17 protein-coding genes and 1 pseudogene are annotated in these 17226 nt (G+C 68.8%); 9 read left to right on the plus strand and 9 right to left on the minus strand.

Annotated elements, in window-relative coordinates:
* Window positions 1–11: 11 nt before the first annotated feature.
* From RPIT_RS04370 to RPIT_RS04380, 3 genes are read right to left on the minus strand one after another with little or no spacing between them, the layout of a single operon-like run.
* Window positions 12–803: a putative RNA methyltransferase gene (locus RPIT_RS04370; protein WP_077341018.1), complete on the minus strand. Its 792-nt coding sequence runs from the start codon at window positions 801–803 to the stop codon at window positions 12–14.
* A complete protein-coding gene (locus RPIT_RS04375) occupies window positions 800–1555 on the minus strand; it encodes an SURF1 family cytochrome oxidase biogenesis protein (protein ID WP_162274488.1) in 756 nt (251 codons plus the stop codon). Before RPIT_RS04375 ends, RPIT_RS04370 begins: the two co-directional genes overlap by 4 nt.
* The gene (locus RPIT_RS04380) at window positions 1552–1869 is read right to left on the minus strand and encodes a DUF3099 domain-containing protein (protein ID WP_162274489.1); all 318 of its coding nucleotides are present in this window, start codon (window positions 1867–1869) and stop codon (window positions 1552–1554) included. The genes RPIT_RS04375 and RPIT_RS04380 overlap by 4 nt, the downstream gene beginning before the upstream one ends.
* 127 nt (window positions 1870–1996) lie before the next feature.
* On the opposite strand from RPIT_RS04380, the gene fabG reads away from it, so the two are divergent.
* The 5 genes from fabG (at window position 1997) to RPIT_RS04405 (ending at window position 5972) form a co-directional block, all read left to right on the plus strand.
* Complete coding sequence (gene fabG / locus RPIT_RS04385; RefSeq protein WP_237267858.1) at window positions 1997–2650, plus strand: 3-oxoacyl-ACP reductase FabG; 654 nt, start codon at window positions 1997–1999, stop codon at window positions 2648–2650.
* A 16-nt stretch (window positions 2651–2666) separates the two neighbouring features.
* Window positions 2667–3440 carry an enoyl-ACP reductase FabI gene (gene fabI, locus RPIT_RS04390; protein ID WP_077341024.1) on the plus strand — a complete coding sequence of 258 codons (774 nt, stop codon included), beginning with the start codon at window positions 2667–2669 and terminating at the stop codon, window positions 3438–3440.
* A gap of 89 nt (window positions 3441–3529) precedes the next feature.
* Window positions 3530–4318 (plus strand): ABC transporter ATP-binding protein, encoded by a 789-nt coding sequence (locus RPIT_RS04395; RefSeq protein ID WP_077341026.1) that lies wholly within the window; start codon window positions 3530–3532, stop codon window positions 4316–4318.
* Window position 4319: 1 nt separating this feature from the next.
* Entirely contained in the window at window positions 4320–4787 is a 468-nt protein-coding gene (locus tag RPIT_RS04400; protein WP_077344204.1) for an NfeD family protein, read from the plus strand.
* Window positions 4788–4796: 9 nt separating this feature from the next.
* Entirely contained in the window at window positions 4797–5972 is a 1176-nt protein-coding gene (locus RPIT_RS04405; protein ID WP_077341028.1) for an SPFH domain-containing protein, read from the plus strand.
* On the opposite strand, the gene RPIT_RS04410 is transcribed toward RPIT_RS04405, so the two are convergent.
* The 3 genes and pseudogenes from RPIT_RS04410 to RPIT_RS15585 all read right to left on the minus strand — a co-directional run.
* Window positions 5969–6925 (minus strand): bile acid:sodium symporter family protein, encoded by a 957-nt coding sequence (locus tag RPIT_RS04410; RefSeq protein ID WP_077341030.1) that lies wholly within the window; start codon window positions 6923–6925, stop codon window positions 5969–5971. The genes RPIT_RS04405 and RPIT_RS04410 overlap by 4 nt on opposite strands.
* Entirely contained in the window at window positions 6922–7527 is a 606-nt protein-coding gene (locus tag RPIT_RS15580; protein WP_226996381.1) for an aminotransferase class IV, read from the minus strand. Before RPIT_RS15580 ends, RPIT_RS04410 begins: the two co-directional genes overlap by 4 nt.
* A gap of 108 nt (window positions 7528–7635) precedes the next feature.
* A pseudogene (locus RPIT_RS15585) lies at window positions 7636–8639 on the minus strand (chorismate-binding protein); the annotation flags it as partial.
* Between the two features lie 45 nt (window positions 8640–8684).
* Between RPIT_RS15585 and RPIT_RS04425 the strand changes: the two are divergent.
* Both RPIT_RS04425 and RPIT_RS04430 read left to right on the plus strand, forming a co-directional pair.
* The gene (locus RPIT_RS04425) at window positions 8685–9458 is read left to right on the plus strand and encodes a TrmH family RNA methyltransferase (RefSeq protein WP_077341036.1); all 774 of its coding nucleotides are present in this window, start codon (window positions 8685–8687) and stop codon (window positions 9456–9458) included.
* Window positions 9459–9498: 40 nt separating this feature from the next.
* Window positions 9499–10287: a Cof-type HAD-IIB family hydrolase gene (locus tag RPIT_RS04430; RefSeq protein ID WP_162274490.1), complete on the plus strand. Its 789-nt coding sequence runs from the start codon at window positions 9499–9501 to the stop codon at window positions 10285–10287.
* A 62-nt stretch (window positions 10288–10349) separates the two neighbouring features.
* Here RPIT_RS04430 and RPIT_RS04435 read toward each other — a convergent pair whose 3' ends face one another.
* Together RPIT_RS04435 and def are read right to left on the minus strand one after the other, a co-directional pair.
* A complete protein-coding gene (locus RPIT_RS04435) occupies window positions 10350–13376 on the minus strand; it encodes an ExeM/NucH family extracellular endonuclease (RefSeq protein ID WP_162274491.1) in 3027 nt (1008 codons plus the stop codon).
* Between the two features lie 110 nt (window positions 13377–13486).
* The gene (def, locus tag RPIT_RS04440; protein WP_077341040.1) at window positions 13487–14095 is read right to left on the minus strand and encodes a peptide deformylase; all 609 of its coding nucleotides are present in this window, start codon (window positions 14093–14095) and stop codon (window positions 13487–13489) included.
* 91 nt (window positions 14096–14186) lie between these two features.
* On the opposite strand from def, the gene RPIT_RS04445 reads away from it, so the two are divergent.
* Window positions 14187–15092: a tyrosine recombinase XerC gene (locus tag RPIT_RS04445; protein WP_077341041.1), complete on the plus strand. Its 906-nt coding sequence runs from the start codon at window positions 14187–14189 to the stop codon at window positions 15090–15092.
* Window positions 15093–15105: 13 nt separating this feature from the next.
* Here RPIT_RS04445 and RPIT_RS04450 read toward each other — a convergent pair whose 3' ends face one another.
* Window positions 15106–15984 carry a peptidoglycan DD-metalloendopeptidase family protein gene (locus RPIT_RS04450; protein WP_093664695.1) on the minus strand — a complete coding sequence of 293 codons (879 nt, stop codon included), beginning with the start codon at window positions 15982–15984 and terminating at the stop codon, window positions 15106–15108.
* A 287-nt stretch (window positions 15985–16271) separates the two neighbouring features.
* Here RPIT_RS04450 and rpsB point away from each other — a divergent pair, with 287 nt between their 5' ends.
* On the plus strand, window positions 16272–17222 hold the full coding sequence (rpsB, locus tag RPIT_RS04455; protein WP_077341045.1) for a 30S ribosomal protein S2: 951 nt from the start codon (window positions 16272–16274) through the stop codon (window positions 17220–17222).
* Window positions 17223–17226: the final 4 nt, after the last annotated feature.

Below are 17226 nucleotides of genomic sequence, written 5' to 3' on the forward strand. Positions count from 1 at the left end.
CACCCTAGTGCTCAGGGGCGCGTCAGGGAGACGACGGTGACCGCGAGTGTGGTCCGCGTCGGCGCGGTTGTCGTCGGCGGGCCGTGGAAGGCGTTCGGGCCCATCGCGATGAGATCGGCCACCTCGTCGGCGCTGAGCTCGAGCTGTGCGCGGACCTCCGTGCGGCGGTGCCCCCAGCCGGGGAAGGAGGCAGCGACGGCCTCGGCCTTGTCCCGATCGACGCCGAGGAGGTCGTACCGCTCGCGAAGCTCGGCGAGATGGTCAGCCCCGGGTACGGCGACAACGAGAGTCCCGCCGGGGGAGAGCACCCTCTCGAACTCCGCCGGGTTGCGTGGTGCGAAGACACACAGCACCACGTCGGCCACACCATCCCGGAGGGGAAGCCCTGCCCACGTGTCCGCCACGATGGATCCTGCTCTCGGGTGCGCCCGTGCGGCTCGTTTGGCCGCCGCGGGGGACACGTCGGTGGCCAGGCCCCGCGCGCCCGGGTTCGCCTCCAGTGCGCGAGCGAGGTAGTAACCGGTGCCCGCCCCCACCTCCACGATGCGCTCGGCGGGTCCGGCCGCCGCGGCGACCGCGTCCGCCAACGCCTCGTAGTGCCCCGCCGCGAGGAATCTCGCTCGCGCGTCGAGCATGGGGGCCGTGTCGGCGTTGTTGGGGACGGGTCGTCTGGTCAGGTTGACGTAGCCCTGACGGGCGACGTCGAACGCGTGTCGCGACGGGCAGACCAGGGAGCCTTCGGTCTCGTGGAGGTCAGCGGCGCAGACCGGGCAGCGCAGCCACTGGCTGAGCACAGTCGTCATGCCGGGGCGTGCGTATCGGCTGCCGCGGAGGCCCTTGCGCGGGCCTTGGCGCGGTCGCGGATGTCACCTCGGATGAGCACTCCCATCCCGACGACGCCGATGATGGTGAACGCGAACCACTGCAGGGCGTAGCTGAGGTGGTTGCCTTCGTCGAGTGAGGGCTCGCCCAGCGGCGTGAGGACGTCTGTCTCAGGAGGGGTCGATTCGATGAGCTGGATGTAGCCGTCGGTCAGGTCCTCGCCGATCGCGGCACCGATGAACTCGGAGTCGATGGTCCGGAGCTGACCCTCGTGCGGTGTCTTCGAGTTGTCGTCACCGCGCATGTTGCGCCTCACGTAGCCGGTGACCGTCACCTCACCGCCGGCCGCCGGCGGCATCTCTCCGTCGGGGAATCCGGGCTGGCGGGGGAGGAACCCGCGATTGATGAGGACGTAGCCGGAGGAGGTGTTCAGCACGCCGAAAACCTCGCTGCCGTACGCTCCGTCGAGCGATCGGTAGCGCAACTGGAACTGCTCGGGCTCGTATGTGCCGGTGGCCGATACGCGGAACCACTGGTCGTCATCCTCGATGACGCCGTCCATGACCTCGGAGTACGGGACGACGGGCAGGGCCGTGTGCGCCTGGACAGTCGCGTTCTGGGTGCGTCGCTCGTCGAGTCGATCCAGTTGCCATCGGCCGAGCAGCACGAACGCGGTGGCCAGCACCGCTCCGAGCACACCCATCGCGACCCAGCGCCGTACCTGTCTGCTCACTCGGTCTCCTCCACCGTGCCTGTGACGACGTGCGAGGCGGGAAGGGCACGCAGCCCCTCCTGCTCCTTCATCTCCGGCGCCACTGCTGGCGGCCTGTGGTCGGTGCTGTTGGCGAAGAGCACGGCGAAGGCGGGCAGGAGCGCGGCACCCGCGAGGGCTGCCAGCTTCCACCATCCCGGGACCACCAGGAACAGCAGAAAGCAGGCCGTGCGCACGCCCATCGTGATCAGATAGCGGCGCTGGCGTTCCTCGAGATCGAGCGAGCGGCTGCGACCCGCGCTCGTGATGAGCGTCGAATCCGGTGCCTTGGCCATGGCAACCAGCATAGTCCGGGGCTGGGAAGAGCTCTTCCTGCGGAAACTACGGTGCGGTAGGTTGCTGCCCGTGACTGAATCAAGAGTGGTGCTCGTGACCGGCGGGTCCAAGGGCATCGGCAGGGCCATGGCCGAGGCGTTCCGCGACGCCGGATACCGGGTGGCGGCGACCTACCGCTCCGGCGGGGTCCCGGACGGAGTCCTTGGCGTCACCTGCGACATCACGGACCAGGGCCAGGTCGACCAGGCGTTCGAGACCATTGAGAAGGAGCTTGGCCCGGTCGAGGTGCTCGTCGCCAACGCGGGTGTCACCCGCGACACGCTATTGATGCGGATGTCCGACGACGACTGGCAGACGGTGATCGACACCAACCTCACCGGAACCTTCCGGGTCGTGCGGCGCGCAGCCCGCCCGATGATGCGGGCCCGATTCGGGCGGATCGTGCTGATCTCATCGGTGGTGGCGCTGCTCGGATCGCCCGGACAGATCAACTACTCGTCGTCGAAGGCCGCCCTCGTCGGCATGGCCCGCAGCCTGACCCGCGAGCTGGGGACCAGGAACGTCACCGCCAACGTCGTCGCACCCGGCTTCATCGAGACCGACATGACCTCCGTGCTCGGGGAGGACACCATCGCCGATTACAGGAAGCGCATCCCAGCCGGTCGCCTGGGGAGCGTCGATGACGTGGCCCGCGCCGTCCTGTTCCTCGCCAATGATTCGTCCGGCTACATCTCCGGCGCGGTCCTGCCGGTTGATGGCGGCCTGGGCATGGGCCACTAGACACCAAGGAGATCTCATGGGGTTGCTTGAAGGAAAGAACATCCTGGTCACCGGCGTGACCATGCGCACGTCGATCGCCTACGCGGTGGTGGACATCGCCCAGCGGGAGGGGGCCACCGTGGTGGTCTCGGCCGCAGGTCGGGCCGTCGCCCCCGCACAGCGGGCCATCTCGAAACTGGAGACGGTGCCGCCGCTGATCGAGCTCGACATCACCGACCCTGAGCACCTCGCGGAGCTCCCGGAGCGGCTCGGGGTGCTGATCGACGGCGGGCTCGACGGCATCGTCCACTCGATCGCTTATGCCGATCCGGAGAAGGCGCTCGGGGGTGCATTCCTCACCACCGACTGGGAGACCGTCGGCAACGCGCTGCACATCTCGGCCTACTCGCTGCAGTCGTTGACAATGGCGGCCAAGCCGCTGCTCAACCGCGGTTCCAGTGTCGTGGGCCTCACGTTCGATGCCCGGGTGAGCTGGCCGTCCTATGACTGGATGGGGGTGGCGAAGGCTGCACTCGAATCCACGTCGCGCTACCTGGCGCGCTACCTCGGTCCGGATGGGATCCGCTGCAACCTCGTTGCGGCCGGCCCCGTGGACACGGTGGCGAAGAAGGCGATCCCGGGCGCATCCAGCTTCAACGACATCTGGGCCGAACGGGCCCCGCTGTCCTGGGACTCGAGCGACGCCGTCCCCTCGGCCAAGGCTGTGGTGGCACTGCTGAGCGACTGGTTCCCTGCCACCACCGGCGAGATGGTCCACGTCGACGGAGGGCTCCACTCCACCGGAGCCTGAACCCGGACCGACGACCGCCCGCGATGATCCGGGTGCTGCCCAGGGTGGCGGAGCGCGGCGCTCACCATCGGTCGGGTAGCGTTGTGGTCATGGCATCGGTGGCAGAACTGGCAGGGGTAACGATCAGGCGTGGGAACGCGGTTCTGCTCGACCAGATCAGCCTCGTCATCCGCGAAGAAGAGCGCTGGGTCGTCATCGGCCCCAACGGAGCCGGGAAGACCACGCTGCTCCAGTTGCTCTCCGCCCAGCTCTACCCGACCGATGGGGTCGTCGGCGTCCTCGGCGAGGTGGTCGGCGCCGTCGACGTATTCGAGCTGAGGCCGCGGATCGGGCTCACCTCCTCGGCGCTGGCCGAGCGGATTCCGCACGACGAGAAGGTCCGCGACGTCGTGCTGTCGGCGGCCTACGCCGTTGTCGGGCGCTGGCGTGAGGAGTACGACGATTACGACGTCGAGCAGGCCGAACGGCTGCTCGGCTCGCTGCGCGTCCAACGCCTCGCCGAACGCACGTTCGGCACCCTGAGCGAGGGGGAGCGCAAGCGGGTGCAGATCGCCCGGGCGTTGATGACCGACCCCGAACTGCTGCTGCTGGACGAACCCGCCGGGGGCCTCGACCTCGCGGGTCGGGAGGCGCTGGTCGACACCTTGTCGGAGCTTTGCACCGATCCGGACTCGCCGGCGACGGTGCTCGTCACGCACCACGTCGAGGAGATCCCGGAGGGCATCACGCACTGCCTTCTGCTCAACTCCGGACGGGTCGTGGCGGCGGGCCCGCTCGCCGACACGCTGACCGACGAGAACCTCAGCCGGACGTTTGACATGCCACTGTCGGTGGGTCAGGTCGAGGGCCGCTGGAGCGCGAGGAGCCGACGTGGGTGAACTGCTGGACTGGATCCGGGACAACCTCTGGGTCGGCTGGGGAGTCGGGGCGCTCGGTCTGGCCGCCGCCGAACTGCTGACCCTGGACCTCACGTTGCTCATGCTCGCCGTCGGTGCGGCCGCGGGCGGCGTCACCGCCCTCATCTTTCCCTCGCTCATCTGGCTGCAACTCATCGTCGCGATCGTGACCGCGGTGGCGACACTGTTCCTGCTACGGCCCACTCTTCTCGAGAAGGTGCGCAAGGCCCCCGGCTATCGCTCCAGCCTGGACACGCTGGTGGGGACGAGCGGTGTGGCCACCACGGAGATCACCGGTGTGACAGGTGAGGTGAAGGTCGACGGTCAGGTCTGGCAGGCGCGCAGCTTCGACCCTAGCGTCGTCATCAGCGCCGGCGAGCACATCGAGGTGTATGGCCTTGACGGCATCACCCTCATCATCTACCCAAGCCAACGGCAACTAGGCCATTAGGAGGCCCCCATGCCAGATGCAAGTCTGTTCATTCTCATCGCGCTGGTCGTCGTCATCGTCATGCTGCTCGCGGCCACACTCAAGATCATCCGGCAGCAGCAGGTGGCGCTTGTCGAGCGGCTGGGCAAGTTCCGCAAGGCGCTCGAACCTGGGCCCCATCTCGTGGTGCCTTTCTTCGACCAGATCCGCTACACCCTCGACATGCGCGAGCAGGTGGTCCCCTTCCCGCCGCAGGGCGTCATCACCGAGGACAACCTCATGGTGAGCATCGATTCGGTCATCTACTTCCAGATCGTCGACCCCAAGCGGGCCGCGTACGAGGCGCAGGACTACCGCTCCGCCATCGAGCAGCTGACGATGACCACCCTGCGAAACATCATCGGCGGAATGGACCTGGAGGCGGCGCTGACGTCGCGCGAGGAGATCAACCAGCGCCTCCGTGCCGTCTTGGACGAGGCCACCGGCAAGTGGGGCATCAAGGTCAACCGTGTGGAGCTGCGGGCCATCGAGCCGCCCGCGACCATTCGTGACGCGATGGAGAAGGGCGCCCGCGCCGAGCGCGACAAGCGTGCCCAGATCCTGCTCGCCGAGGGCCAGCGCCAGTCGATGATCCTCTCCGCGGGAGGCGACCGTGAGGCCGCGATCCTGCGCGCCCAAGGCGACAGGGAGGCCGCGGTGCTGCGAGCCCAGGCCGACCGGCAGGCCCAGATGCTCCGCTCCGAGGGCGAGGCCCAGGCGATCACGACGGTCTTCAACGCCATCCATGCGGGTGAGCCCGATCAGGCCCTGCTCGCCTACCAGTACATGCAGATGCTGCCCAACCTGGCACAGGGCGACTCCAACAAGGTCTGGATCATCCCCAGCGAACTGAACGACGCGCTCAAGGGCCTCGGCCAGGCGTCCGGGTCCGACGAGGTCCGCGAGTACGTCTCGCGAGCCGCACGCCAGTTCACGGCACCGGAGAAGGTCGACGTTCACGCCGAGATCGAGGAACACGCGAGGAGGGACCGGCAGCGGTCCAACGAGACCGTCGAGAAGGCCATCGCCGACGCCAAGGCTCTCGAGCAGAACAAGGCGTCACGGCTGGCGGGTGGCCCCGCCGCCATCAATCAGAAGGCCACGCCCCCCGCCCAGCCTCAGGATCAGCCCGAGGCCCAGCCGCAGGAGGACCCTGCGGAGAGTTAGTCGCTAGAGGCTGACCTCGACATCCGGGTTGCGACCACGGAACCGGTCAGGAGCTGCGCCTGGTGGTAGAGCATCAGCGGTATCACCAGGAGCCCGACGGTTGCTCCGCCGAACAGCACGCTGGCCATCGGTACGCCGGTGGCCAGCGACTTCTTGGTGCCGCAGAACATCAGTGCGATGCGGTCCTCGCGCGGAAAGCCGAGCCAACCCCCGGCCCGCCACGTGAGCCAGAACATCGCGGCCATGAGCCCGAGCACGATCGGCACTACCAGCACCAGGTCCAGGGGCTGCAGCTGCCGCCACACGCCGGACACCCGCAGGTCGGAGAAGGCACCGTAGACGATGAGTCCGATGACCACCTGGTCGAGGTACTTCAGCCGCGAGCGGTGCCTCGCCATGAATCCCGCGGTGGCGAAGCGTGAGAGCTGGCCCAGCAGGAACGGCAGCGCCAGCTGCACGACGACACCCACCAGCTGATCGAAGCCGATCCCGCCGCCGTCGGCACCGGGGAAGAAGAGGATGGCCAGCAGCGGAGTGATCCCGACGCCGGCGATGTTGGACGCGGTGGCTGACACCATGGCGGCCGGCACGTTGCCGCCCGCCAGCGACGTCATCGTGATCGACATCTGGACCGTGGAGGGCACCAGGCAGAGAAAGACCAGACCGATCCGGATCGGCTCCGACAGCCCCGGAACAGCGAGCATGGGGAGCGCCAACAGGGGGAACACGACGAACGTCGTAGCCAGGATGGTGAGGTGCAGCTTCCAGTTGATGAGGCCAGCCCGCGTCTCGGCCGCGGACAGCCGAGCGCCGTAGCCGAAGAACAGGACGAACACGCCCACCTTGGTCACCACGTCGAAGGCGGCGGCAGCGTCCCCGCGGATCGGCAGGGTCAACCCGAGCGCCAGTGCCCCGAGGATCAGGAACACCGTTGGGTCGAGCTTCAGCTTCATGGGGCGTCCTCCAGCCGTGCGTTGAGCACGCCGCGCACGGCGTTCGTGACGACGATAGCCTCAGCGCGCAGCAGTTCGTCGACCGTCACGACGCGTTCGTCGATGTGGGTGGCTCCGATGAGCTCGGGGTGTGCGAGTACCTCGTCGCGTTGCGTCCCCGGCAGCAGACCCACGTTGACCGGTGGTGTGACCCAGCGGCCGTCGACGCGGGCGAACACATTGGACCTGCCACCCTCGAGCACCCGGCGCCGCGCGTCGAAGCCGATCACGTCGAAGACCCCCCACCGCTCTGCGGTCGCGACTGCCGCGTCCATGACGGGCCTGCCCGTCGTTTTGTGGGCGGCCAGAGCGTTGGGCGGCCAGGGGCGCTCGTCCAGCCGGACGCTGACCGGGGCCGCGGTGTGCGCCAGCGGGCTCCGCGTCACCGAGACCTCCCCGCTGAAGGACAGTTGCAGCCGGACACGCCAGGACCCGGCCGGGGTGCCCCTCACTGCCTCCGCGACCGCGTCGCCGGGAGCTGGGAAGCCGAGTGCTGCGGCCGAGGCGGCGAGCCTGGCCTCGTGACGCGCGAGCAGCGGGGCCTGGCCGTCGACGACCCGCATGGTCTCGATGAGGGCGACGTCGGGCTCCAGGGCGGTGGCGAAGCCGCCCTTCGCGCGGCACTCGGCCCACTCCGTCTCCGCTGTGCTGTCGGCGACGATGCCGGAGCCCACGCCGAGCGTGGCGGAGCCGTCGTCGTCGATCTCGAGGGTGCGGATCGCCACGCTGAGCGTCATCGTCCACCCGAGAGGGCCGTCCGAGGGTTCGATCACGCCGAGCGACCCGGTGTAGAGCCCGCGGCGGTCGAGCTCAGTGTCTCGGATGAGCCCCATGCTGGAGAGCTTGGGGGCGCCGGTGATGGAGCCACAGGGGAAGGTGGCGGCCAGGACCTGGCCAGGGGTGGTCCCAGGGGCGAGCTCGGCGCGCACGGTGCTGGTCATCTGCCAGAGCTGGCCGACGCGTTCCACCTCGAACAGGCGAGGAACCTCGACGGTGCCGGGAAGGGCGACGCGGCTGAGGTCGTTTCGGATGAGGTCGACGATCATGAGGTTCTCGGCGCGGTTCTTCGGGTCATCGCTGAGAGTCGAGGGGGGTCGTCCGACGGGGCCGTGCCCTTCATGGGCCGGCTCATCACCGTGCCCGCCTCGACATGGAGGAACAGCTCCGGGGAGAGGCTCAGGGTCCAGGGCGCTGCAGGCCCGGGCAGGTGGGCGAGCACCCCGAACTCGACCGGCTGGCGGCGCCGGAGCCGGGCGTACAGAGCGCGGGGATCCCCGACGGCCCGCGCGTGGACGCGGTGGGTGTAGTTGACCTGGTACGCAGTGCCGTCCGCGATGGCACGGTGGAGTCGGTCGACGGTGGTCGAGAAACGTTGCTGGTCGACGTCGTGGCCGGGGTTGGCCAGCCAGGCGGAGCCGGTGGCCAGCCAGCCCTCGGGATCGGCGGGGGTGCGGTCCGCGAACCAGTACAGCGCGCCGGCACCCCCAGGACGCACCCCCAGGTGCGCCTCGCCCAGGTCGTAGGGCAGCCAGGCGAGGCAGTGCCAGCCGCGGTCCCACCCCCGTCGCAGCTCCTCATCGACGGTGTCGAGAGTCACGCGCGCGGTGTGCCGGAGGTGGGTGAGGAGCGTCGCCCTGCCCGCCCGGGCATCGTCGAGCAGCGCGAACGGTTCCATGACGCCCAAGGGTAGCCAGGTTCCCTGCTTCCCTAAGCTGGACCGGTGCTGATCGACGTCTCCGACCCGAGCGACCCCCGACTGAACGACTTCGTAGGGCTACGTGACGCACGCCTGCGGCAGGCCGAGGGGCGGTTCATCGCCGAAGGGCTGAAGATCATCGAGCGCGCCTTTGCCGCTGGCTGTCGACCGCGGGCGCTTCTGCTACAGCCACGCTGGTTGGACGGGCTCGACGAGCTCCTGCGTGCGTGGCCGGAGGTTCCCGTGTATGTGGGCACCGAGGCGATGATCGAGCAGGTGAGCGGGTTCCACGTGCACCGGGGGGCGTTGGGATCCTTCGACCGGCCGGGCGAGGCCGCGTGGGAGGGGCTCCTGAGCGGACGTCGGCTCGTGGTCTGCGAGGGGATCGTCGACCACGCCAACACCGGGGCGATCGCGCGGCTGGCGGCGGGACTCGGCTGGGACGGACTCCTCGTGTCCGCAGGTGGGGCCGACCCGCTCTACCGACGGGCGATCAAGTCGTCCATGGGCGCCACCTTGTCGCTGCCGTGGCGGCGCATGCAATCCGACGGTGACCTCACCCTGCTCAAACAGGCCGGGTTCAGGCTGGTGGCCTCGACGCTCGCGCCCCGTGCCACCGACCTGCGCGACTACCGGCCGTCCGACCGGGTGGCTCTGCTGCTCGGCACCGAGGGGTTCGGGCTCAGCGACGAATGGCTCGCGGCGGCAGACGACCAGGTGACGATCCCGATGGCCGCTGGCGTGGACTCCCTCAACGTGGCGACCGCGGCCGCCATCCTGGCCTACGCGCTTCGCTGAGCGGCTGGCCTGAGCGCGGATCCAGGCTATGGTGCCCGGCATGGTTGCAGTGATCGCCGTGGACATGGACGGCACGTTTCTCAGACCCGACGACACCTACGATCGCGCGCGGTTCGAGCGCTTGAGGGAGCGGATGCGCGCCCAGGGGGTCCGTTTCGTCGTGGCGAGCGGTAATCAGCTCCATCAGTTGCGGTCGTTCTTCGCCGAGGCCGACGGGTGCGCCTATGTGGCCGAGAACGGCCACATCGTCGTGGACGAGGGTTCCACCGCACCACTGTCGCGCTCTGTCCTCGCCGCCGATGCGTCGCTGCGCGTCATCAACGCGCTGGACGCCGTCGGGTTCCCGTACGTGATGAGCGGCACCGAGTGCGCCTTCGTGAGAGCGGACGCGCCGCCGCACTTCGTCGACCTGGTCCGGCGCTACTACCACCGCCTCGAGGTGGTCTCGGATCTCAGGGACCTCGACGTCGAGGTGATGAAGTTCGCCATGATCACCGACGTCGACCCCGACGAGGTCGCCACGCGGATCGAAGGAGAGGTCGGTGACGTGATGAGCGTCGTCGTCTCAGGGCCGCGCGACCTCGACCTCAATCAGCCGGGCGTGACCAAGGCGTTCGGGCTGGGTCTGCTCCTTGACCGGTGGGGCGTCTCCTGGGACGACGTTGTCGCGTTCGGCGACGGAGGCAACGACGTCGAACTGCTGCAGGCCGCCGGGCGCGGGTATGCCATGGAGGGTGCGCGCGACGAACTCGTGGCGGTGGCCAGTCATCGGACGGGCCGCAACACTGATGACGCCGTGCTGACGCTGATCGAGGAGATCCTCCACTGACCTGACAAGGCAAAGTGCCCCGCCGCTGACGCGGCGGGGCACCTCTGGTTTAGCAGGGAGTGTCAGCTGACCGTCGGCCGTTCGTAGTTACCGAACAGCACGAGGTTGTTGAACACCCACTTGTTCTCCTGGGTGAAGTTGTACCTTCCGGTCTTCTCGGACTTGACCGCGTTGTACACGGTGGTCCAGCGGTAGGTGCGGCAGCCGTTGCCACCGGTGGCTGCGGTGTCGCACTCGGTGCGCCACTGCTGGCCGTCGGTGCCGACGAAGGTGCCGGTCTTGCCGAGGGGGTTGTCCGCCCACTGCGCACGGGTCATGTACGGCAGGTAGGTGAGGTTGTTGAAGGCCCAGCCACGCTCGATGGTGAAGGTCGTGCCGGTGCGCTTGACCACGGAGGCCCAGATCTCGGTGCGGCAGCGCTCGGTCTGCGAGTAGTCCTCGCAGGTGGTGCGCCACAGACGACCGTTGAAGTCGTGCGTCCCAGGCATGGTGTAGGGAATGGTGCGCACGTACTCGCCGCCGCCAGGGGTCACCGGCTCAGCAGTGACCGTCAAGGCCAGTTCGGTCTCGGCGGTGGCGCCGAAGCTATCCTGCACCATGATGACCGCGGTGTAGCTCCCTGCCTCAGCAACGCTTCCCGTGATGAGGCCGGTCGCCGCGTCGATCTCGAGGCCATCGGGCAGTCCGGTGGCGGAGTAGGTGAGAGTGTCACCGTCGGCGTCGGACGCCACGACCTGGATGCTCACCGGAGCGCCCTCGACGACCGAGGCCGCCGGGATCGTCTCGATGACCGGGGCCGTGTTCGGTTCGGTCAGGGTAAGGCCGACGAGAACCGGGTCATGGTCGGAGGAGCGGTACGGGTTGGGCGCCCAGAGAGCGTCCTCCGCCGGCTGCTTGAAGCTCATGTCGTAGTCGTACAGGTCCGACTCGTCCGCGTTGATGTGCCAGGAGGCGGTACCGGTGACGTAGGGGGTGAGCGTGTCGTCGGACAAGGCGTAGTCGAGGTAGCCGACCATGCCGTCGAAGACGTAACCGTAGGCCGTTTCGCCGCTGAACTCCTTCTCGAGATCCGTGTAGCCGGCCTCAATGAAGACGTCGATCGGGTCCTCGTGGTCGTAGGCGTTCATGTCGCCGAGCACCAGCGTGCGGGTTTCGCCCTGGTCGGTGGGGTCGCTCGCGAGCCACTCCACCATCTGCTCGACCGCATCGACGCGGGTGAGGTTGCAGTTGCCCTGGCCGTCGCCGAGGTCGGGGTCGCCTTCGCAGGCCGAACCCTTCGACTTCAGGTGGTTGACGGCCACGTTGAACATCTCGCCGGTCTCGATCTCCGCGAACGTCTGAACGATCGTGGGACGGTTCTTGCCGTCGTTGTAGTCGAGGGCCGCCCAGTCGCCGACGGGCTCCACCACGGCGGGCTGGTAGATGATCGCCTGGATGATGGCGTCGCTGCCGACCACGCCGGTGTTGATCGCGGCGTAGCGGTCCTCGTCGAGGTGCGAGTTGAGCGCGGTGACGAGGTTCTCAACCGCCGTGCCGTTGTTCTCGATCTCCATGAGGCCCACGACGTGGGCGTCGAGCTCGGCGAGGGCCGCGACGATCTTGGCCTGCTGACGCTCGAACTCCTCGACGGTGTCGGCGCCGCGGGCGTTGCGGTCCTCGCTGCGCAGGGTCGTGAAGTAGTTGAGCACGTTCATCGAGGCGACGCGCACGTCCCCCTCGACGTCGGGGACGGCCGGGCGCTCGTTGACGCGGGTGTAGTCCGCGCCCTCGGTGGGCTGCACCTTCCAGGCGCCGAAGTTGTAGGTGAGGATGCCGGTGATGTCGGTGACCGTGTCACCACCGCGGAAGTAGTTCTCCTGGCTCATCGGCTCGCCGTTGGGGTGGATCGCCGGAGTCGGGTTCTGGCCCGTGCGGCCGTCGTCGACCACGAGGCGGTTGGCGAGGTTGACGGCGAGCAGATCCTGGGCGGGCTGCCCGGGCTCGACCACGGCGGTCGGGGTGTACTGGCGCGAGCTGCCGTAGACGATTTCACCGTAGCGGTCGAAGTTGAAGTACTCGATGATCGTCAGTTCCTGCGGGAACGTCACCCACATCGACTCGTACTGCTCCTGGTCGACCAGGGGCACCGTCAGCTCCGTGGGGGAGACCGTGAGGTCCTCCTCAAGGGTGACGACGGCGGTCGGGGAGATCTGCGTCTGCCCGTTGTATTCGCTCACGGTGCCGGTCACCCGCACATGGGTCCCGACCGGCACCTCTGCGGCGCCGGGGGCGTAGACGAAGATGCCGTCGGAGGTGTCCGCCTTGTCGTCACCGGCGTCCTGGATGTAGTAGCCGTTGAAGCCGCCGGTCTGGAAGTTGCCCGTGACGACGCCTTCGACGGCGACCGTCTGGTCCTTGTAGGGAGAGACATCAGTGGTGCCCTGCACGGTTCCGATGGGCAGCACCGCCGGCGGATCGGTGGGATCCGTGGGGTCCGTCGGGTCCGTGGGATCGGTCGTGCCGTCGCAGGAGAACGTCCCGAGTACGTCGAACGTGTCGGAGGGGTGCTCGACCCACTGGGCGGACGGATCGAACGCATCGGTCGGGTCCGTGTCGACCACGCAGGAGGAGCGCACCAGTGTGCGGTCGAGGGTAGTGACGCCGCCTGCGGTCCACGCGGTGCCCGGGTCTTCGCCGGTCCGGCCGAAGGAGTCGACGACGGCGCCGTCCAGCCAGAGCTGGATGGCGTCGTCGCCGTTCCAGTTGGTCTGCGTGCTGATGTCGTCGGCGTACGCCCGGAGTTCCGGGCTGGCCTGGTTATAGACGACCACGAGGTGCTCGCCGGCACCCAACGTGCCCTCAAGGACCCAGGCCGGGGCGTTGTTGCTGCCACCGTTGGAGAAGCGCTGGAGGGTGTAGCCCCCGAGATCGATCGCTGCGTCGGTGGGGTTGTAGACCTCGAGGGCCTTGTTGTTGCTGCTGCCCTCGATGTAGGTGCTGATCATCAGCGTGGTCGGGGCGGCAGCCGCGGTGCCGGGTATAGCGGCGGTCAGCCCGCCGATGAGGGCGGCCGCCGAGGCTACTGCCACGGCGCGTTTGGTGAATGACATAGACGGTACTCCCATGAGTGTCGGTTGGGCTCGGCGTTGAGCCTAGGGAACGTACCTTAACGCGGGGTTGACCCAGAATGAAACACCGTCACGCTAAAACCGCTAGCCGTTTACGTTTCGGAATTCGGGGCCGGGGGTGTGGCCACGGCCTTGGGGGAGACGGGCCAGTCGTCGGGGTAGCGGAACGCCACCTCCGAGACCTTGGTGTTCAGTTGCCGACGGGAGCGCGCCGACAGCCGGTCGCCGAACACGGTGCCGTTGAGATGATCCGTTTCGTGCTGGAGACACCGGGCCAGCAGACCGGTTCCCTCCACGACGATGTCGTTGCCGTTCTCGTCCTGCCCACGGCAGACGGCGAAGTCCGGGCGGGCGAGCGACTGGTACCCGCCCGGGAACGACAGGCAGCCCTCGTCGGCGGCCTCGAGCCTGCGGTCCTTGCCCTCCGGCACGGTGACCACCGGGTTGCACACCACTCCGCGGTGGATGACGTCGTCGGCGTCCGGGCACTCGTAGATGAAGACCGCGAGGCCCACACCCACCTGCGTGGCCGCCAGGCCGACGCCGTCGGCCGCCGCCATCGTGGCGAACATGTCGCGGATGAGCTCGTGCAGCTCCTCGTCGAACTCAACCACGGGTGCCGTCTTCTGGTGCATGACGGGGGTTCCCCAGCGGGTGATGGGACGGACCGTGCCACCCCGGGTGAGGTCTGCGTCTGCCATGAGACATCTCCTAGATCGTTGGCCGAGGCAAGTATGCCGCACCGGGTGTCGCTGGTCCCATCGGGCCAGGTACCCCTGGGAGACTGGGGTCATGGATCTTCCTCCGGGCTGGGACGGGGTGCTCGACGATTACGGCGCGCACCTCGGCCGCGAGCGTGGCTTGTCCGAGCACACGGTGCGGGCGTACCTGGCGGATCTGCGGGGACTGGCGCGGCACGCCGACGTCGCGCCGCAGCGGGTCACGCTCTCGAGGCTGCGCAGCTGGTTGGCCTGGCTGGGCGACGAGGGGGCTTCGTCGGCGACGATCCAGCGACGCGTGGCGAGCGTCCGCGGGTTCTTCACCTGGGCGGACAGAGAAGGCTTCGTGACACCCAACCCGTCGCTCCGGCTCAAAGCCCCCCGCAAGACGAGACGCCTGCCGCACGTACCGACGGCCACCGCCGTGGCGACGACCCTCGGATCGGCGGAGGCCCGCGCGACTGAGGAAGGCGATCCCGAGGCGCTGCGGGACCTCGCGCTCGTGGAGCTGCTGTATTCATGCGGGCTCCGCGTCTCGGAGGCGTGCGCCCTCACGATGAGGCAGATCGATCGTGACCGGAGGTCCGTGACCGTGGTGGGCAAGGGAGGCAAGGAGCGCGTGGTGCCCCTCGGGTTGCCGGCGCTGCGAGCACTCGACGCCTGGCTGCTGGTGCGCCCCACCATCGCGACGGACAGGAGCCCTGACACCGTGTTCCTCGGCGTGCAGGGCGGACCCCTCGATCCGAGGGTGGCGCGGCGCGTCGTCCACTCCGCGACGGCCGCGGCCGGGCCGGGCGCGGAGGTGGGGCCGCACGGACTGCGCCACGCGATGGCCACCCACCTCATCGAGGGCGGGGCCGACCTGCGAAGTGTCCAGGAGATGCTCGGTCACTCGTCTGTGGCCACGACGCAGCTCTACACCCACGTCACGTCCGAGCGCCTCCGCCAGGCCTTCCGCGACGCCCACCCACGGGCCTAGGGAACCACGCGGCTCACCCCATCGGGTCGACGACGGCGCCGTCCCGCCAGGCCATCCAGTGCAGATGGCACCCCGTCGACAGGCCGCTGGAGCCGACGGTGCCTATGCGATCGCCGCCCGCCACGACCTGGCCCCGGCGCACGTGAGCCTGCTGCAGGTGGGTGTAGCCCGTAGCGCGCCCGCCGCCGTGGTCGACGACGACGCGTCGCCCGTAGGCGGGGTGGTGGTCGACGCGGGTCACCGTTCCGCCATTGGGGACGACGACCGGAGTGCCGCAGGGAGCGGCCAGATCCACTCCGTCGTGCAGCCTGAACACCCCGAGAACGGGGTGCAGGCGAGGTCCGAACCGTGACGTGAGCCGCCCCCGCAGGGGAAGTCCGTCGAGCGCCCCGACGGTGGCCGCGGCAATGCGGGGGAGCGGAGGCGGAGCAGAACCGGCGGGTACCAGCCGGACCGGCGGCAGGCGGAGGAAGGCGAGCGGGTTGGCGTAGGTCTCGCCGTCGGTCAGTCCCCAGTGCAGGCAGGCCCCGGCGCAGTGGCCCGCCAACAGTGAGCCGATGGCGTCACCCGCCTCGACGACGTCGCCAGCCCCGACCGTCGCGAGAACGGGCTGGTATGTGGTGCGCCAGCCGTTGCCATGGTCGACCGACACAGTGCCCCGGCCGGCGACGTTCCCGGCGAACAGCACCCGACCCGCCGCGGCAGCCCGCACCGGATCGCCGGTGGACCCTCCCAGGTCCACCCCTCTGTGGCCTGCGGCGAACCGGCCCACGTCGTCGTAGCCCCTCACCGCCGGCCCAGGGATCGGAGCCACGAGTTCGAACCCGGCGGCGCCGGCAGGGGCGGGGATGGCCAACAACAGCACCACGACCATCGGCAGCAGGAGTCTCATGCCGAGCACTCTCGGCGGGCGGGCGGCCCTTTTCCCGGGACGATGGTGTCCTGTGGACAACCTCGGCGAGCAACGGTTCGGCGGAGGTTTGGACGCCCATGGTCGCGCAGTCTAGGATGGGGCCCGCAACCCGTCTGGGTTGACATCGCATGCGCCGCTCACGGCCGCCGCGTGGTCTCGCTTCGGCGAGTGCGGCGAACCGGGCGCATCAGGCACCTAACCACCAGTGGGCTTCGAAGGCCCGCCATGATCAGGTGGGGCTCAGCCCTGCCGCGAAAGGACCGGCCATGGCCGTCGTCACCACTCGCCAGCTGCTCGAATCGGGCGTTCACTTCGGGCATCAGACCCGTCGTTGGAACCCCAAGATGAAGCGGTTCATCTTCACCGAGCGCAACGGCATCTACATCATCGATCTCCAGCTGTCGCTCAGCTACATCGACAAGGCGTACCACTTCGTCAAGTCGACCGTCGCGCGCGGCGGCCAGGTGCTCTTCGTCGGCACCAAGAAGCAGGCCCAGGAGGCCATCGCCGAGCAGGCCACCCGCGTCGGGATGCCCTACGTCAACCAGCGTTGGCTCGGCGGCATGCTCACGAACTTCCACACCGTCACCAAGCGGATCCAGCGCCTCAAGGAGCTCGAGGGCATGGATCTCACGGAGTCCAGCACCAGCGGCCTGACGAAGAAGGAACTGCTGCAGCTCGAGCGCGAGAAGACCAAGCTCGACCGCACCCTCGGCGGCATCCGCGACATGGCCCGCACCCCGCAGGCCGTCTGGATCGTCGACACCAAGAAGGAGCACCTCGCCGTCGACGAGGCCCGCAAGCTGAACATCCCGATCGTCGGCATCCTCGACACCAACTGCGACCCCGACGAGGTCGACTACGCCGTGCCGGGCAACGATGACGCGATCCGCTCCGTCGGGCTGCTCACCCGCATCATCGCCGACGCCGTCGCGGAGGGCCTCATCGAGCGCTCCTCCGGCCGCACCGGCGAAGAGGCCGTGGCCGAGCCCATGCCCGATTGGGAGCGCGAGCTCCTGGGTGCCGACCAGGCCGAGCAGGTGGAGGCAGCCGGTGACAACCCGGTCGTCGAGCGCGACGACGCCAACGCCATCGAGGCCGAGGCGACCGCCGAGGTTGACGAGGCCGCAGCCGAGGACGCCGTCGCCGAGCGCGCGGAGGAGGTCTCCGAGACGGAGGCCGAGACCGTGGCTGCCGACGAGACCCCCGCCAACTGATCTA

The sequence above is a fragment of the Tessaracoccus flavus genome, from assembly GCF_001997295.1.
Lineage (GTDB): Bacteria > Actinomycetota > Actinomycetes > Propionibacteriales > Propionibacteriaceae > Arachnia > Arachnia flava.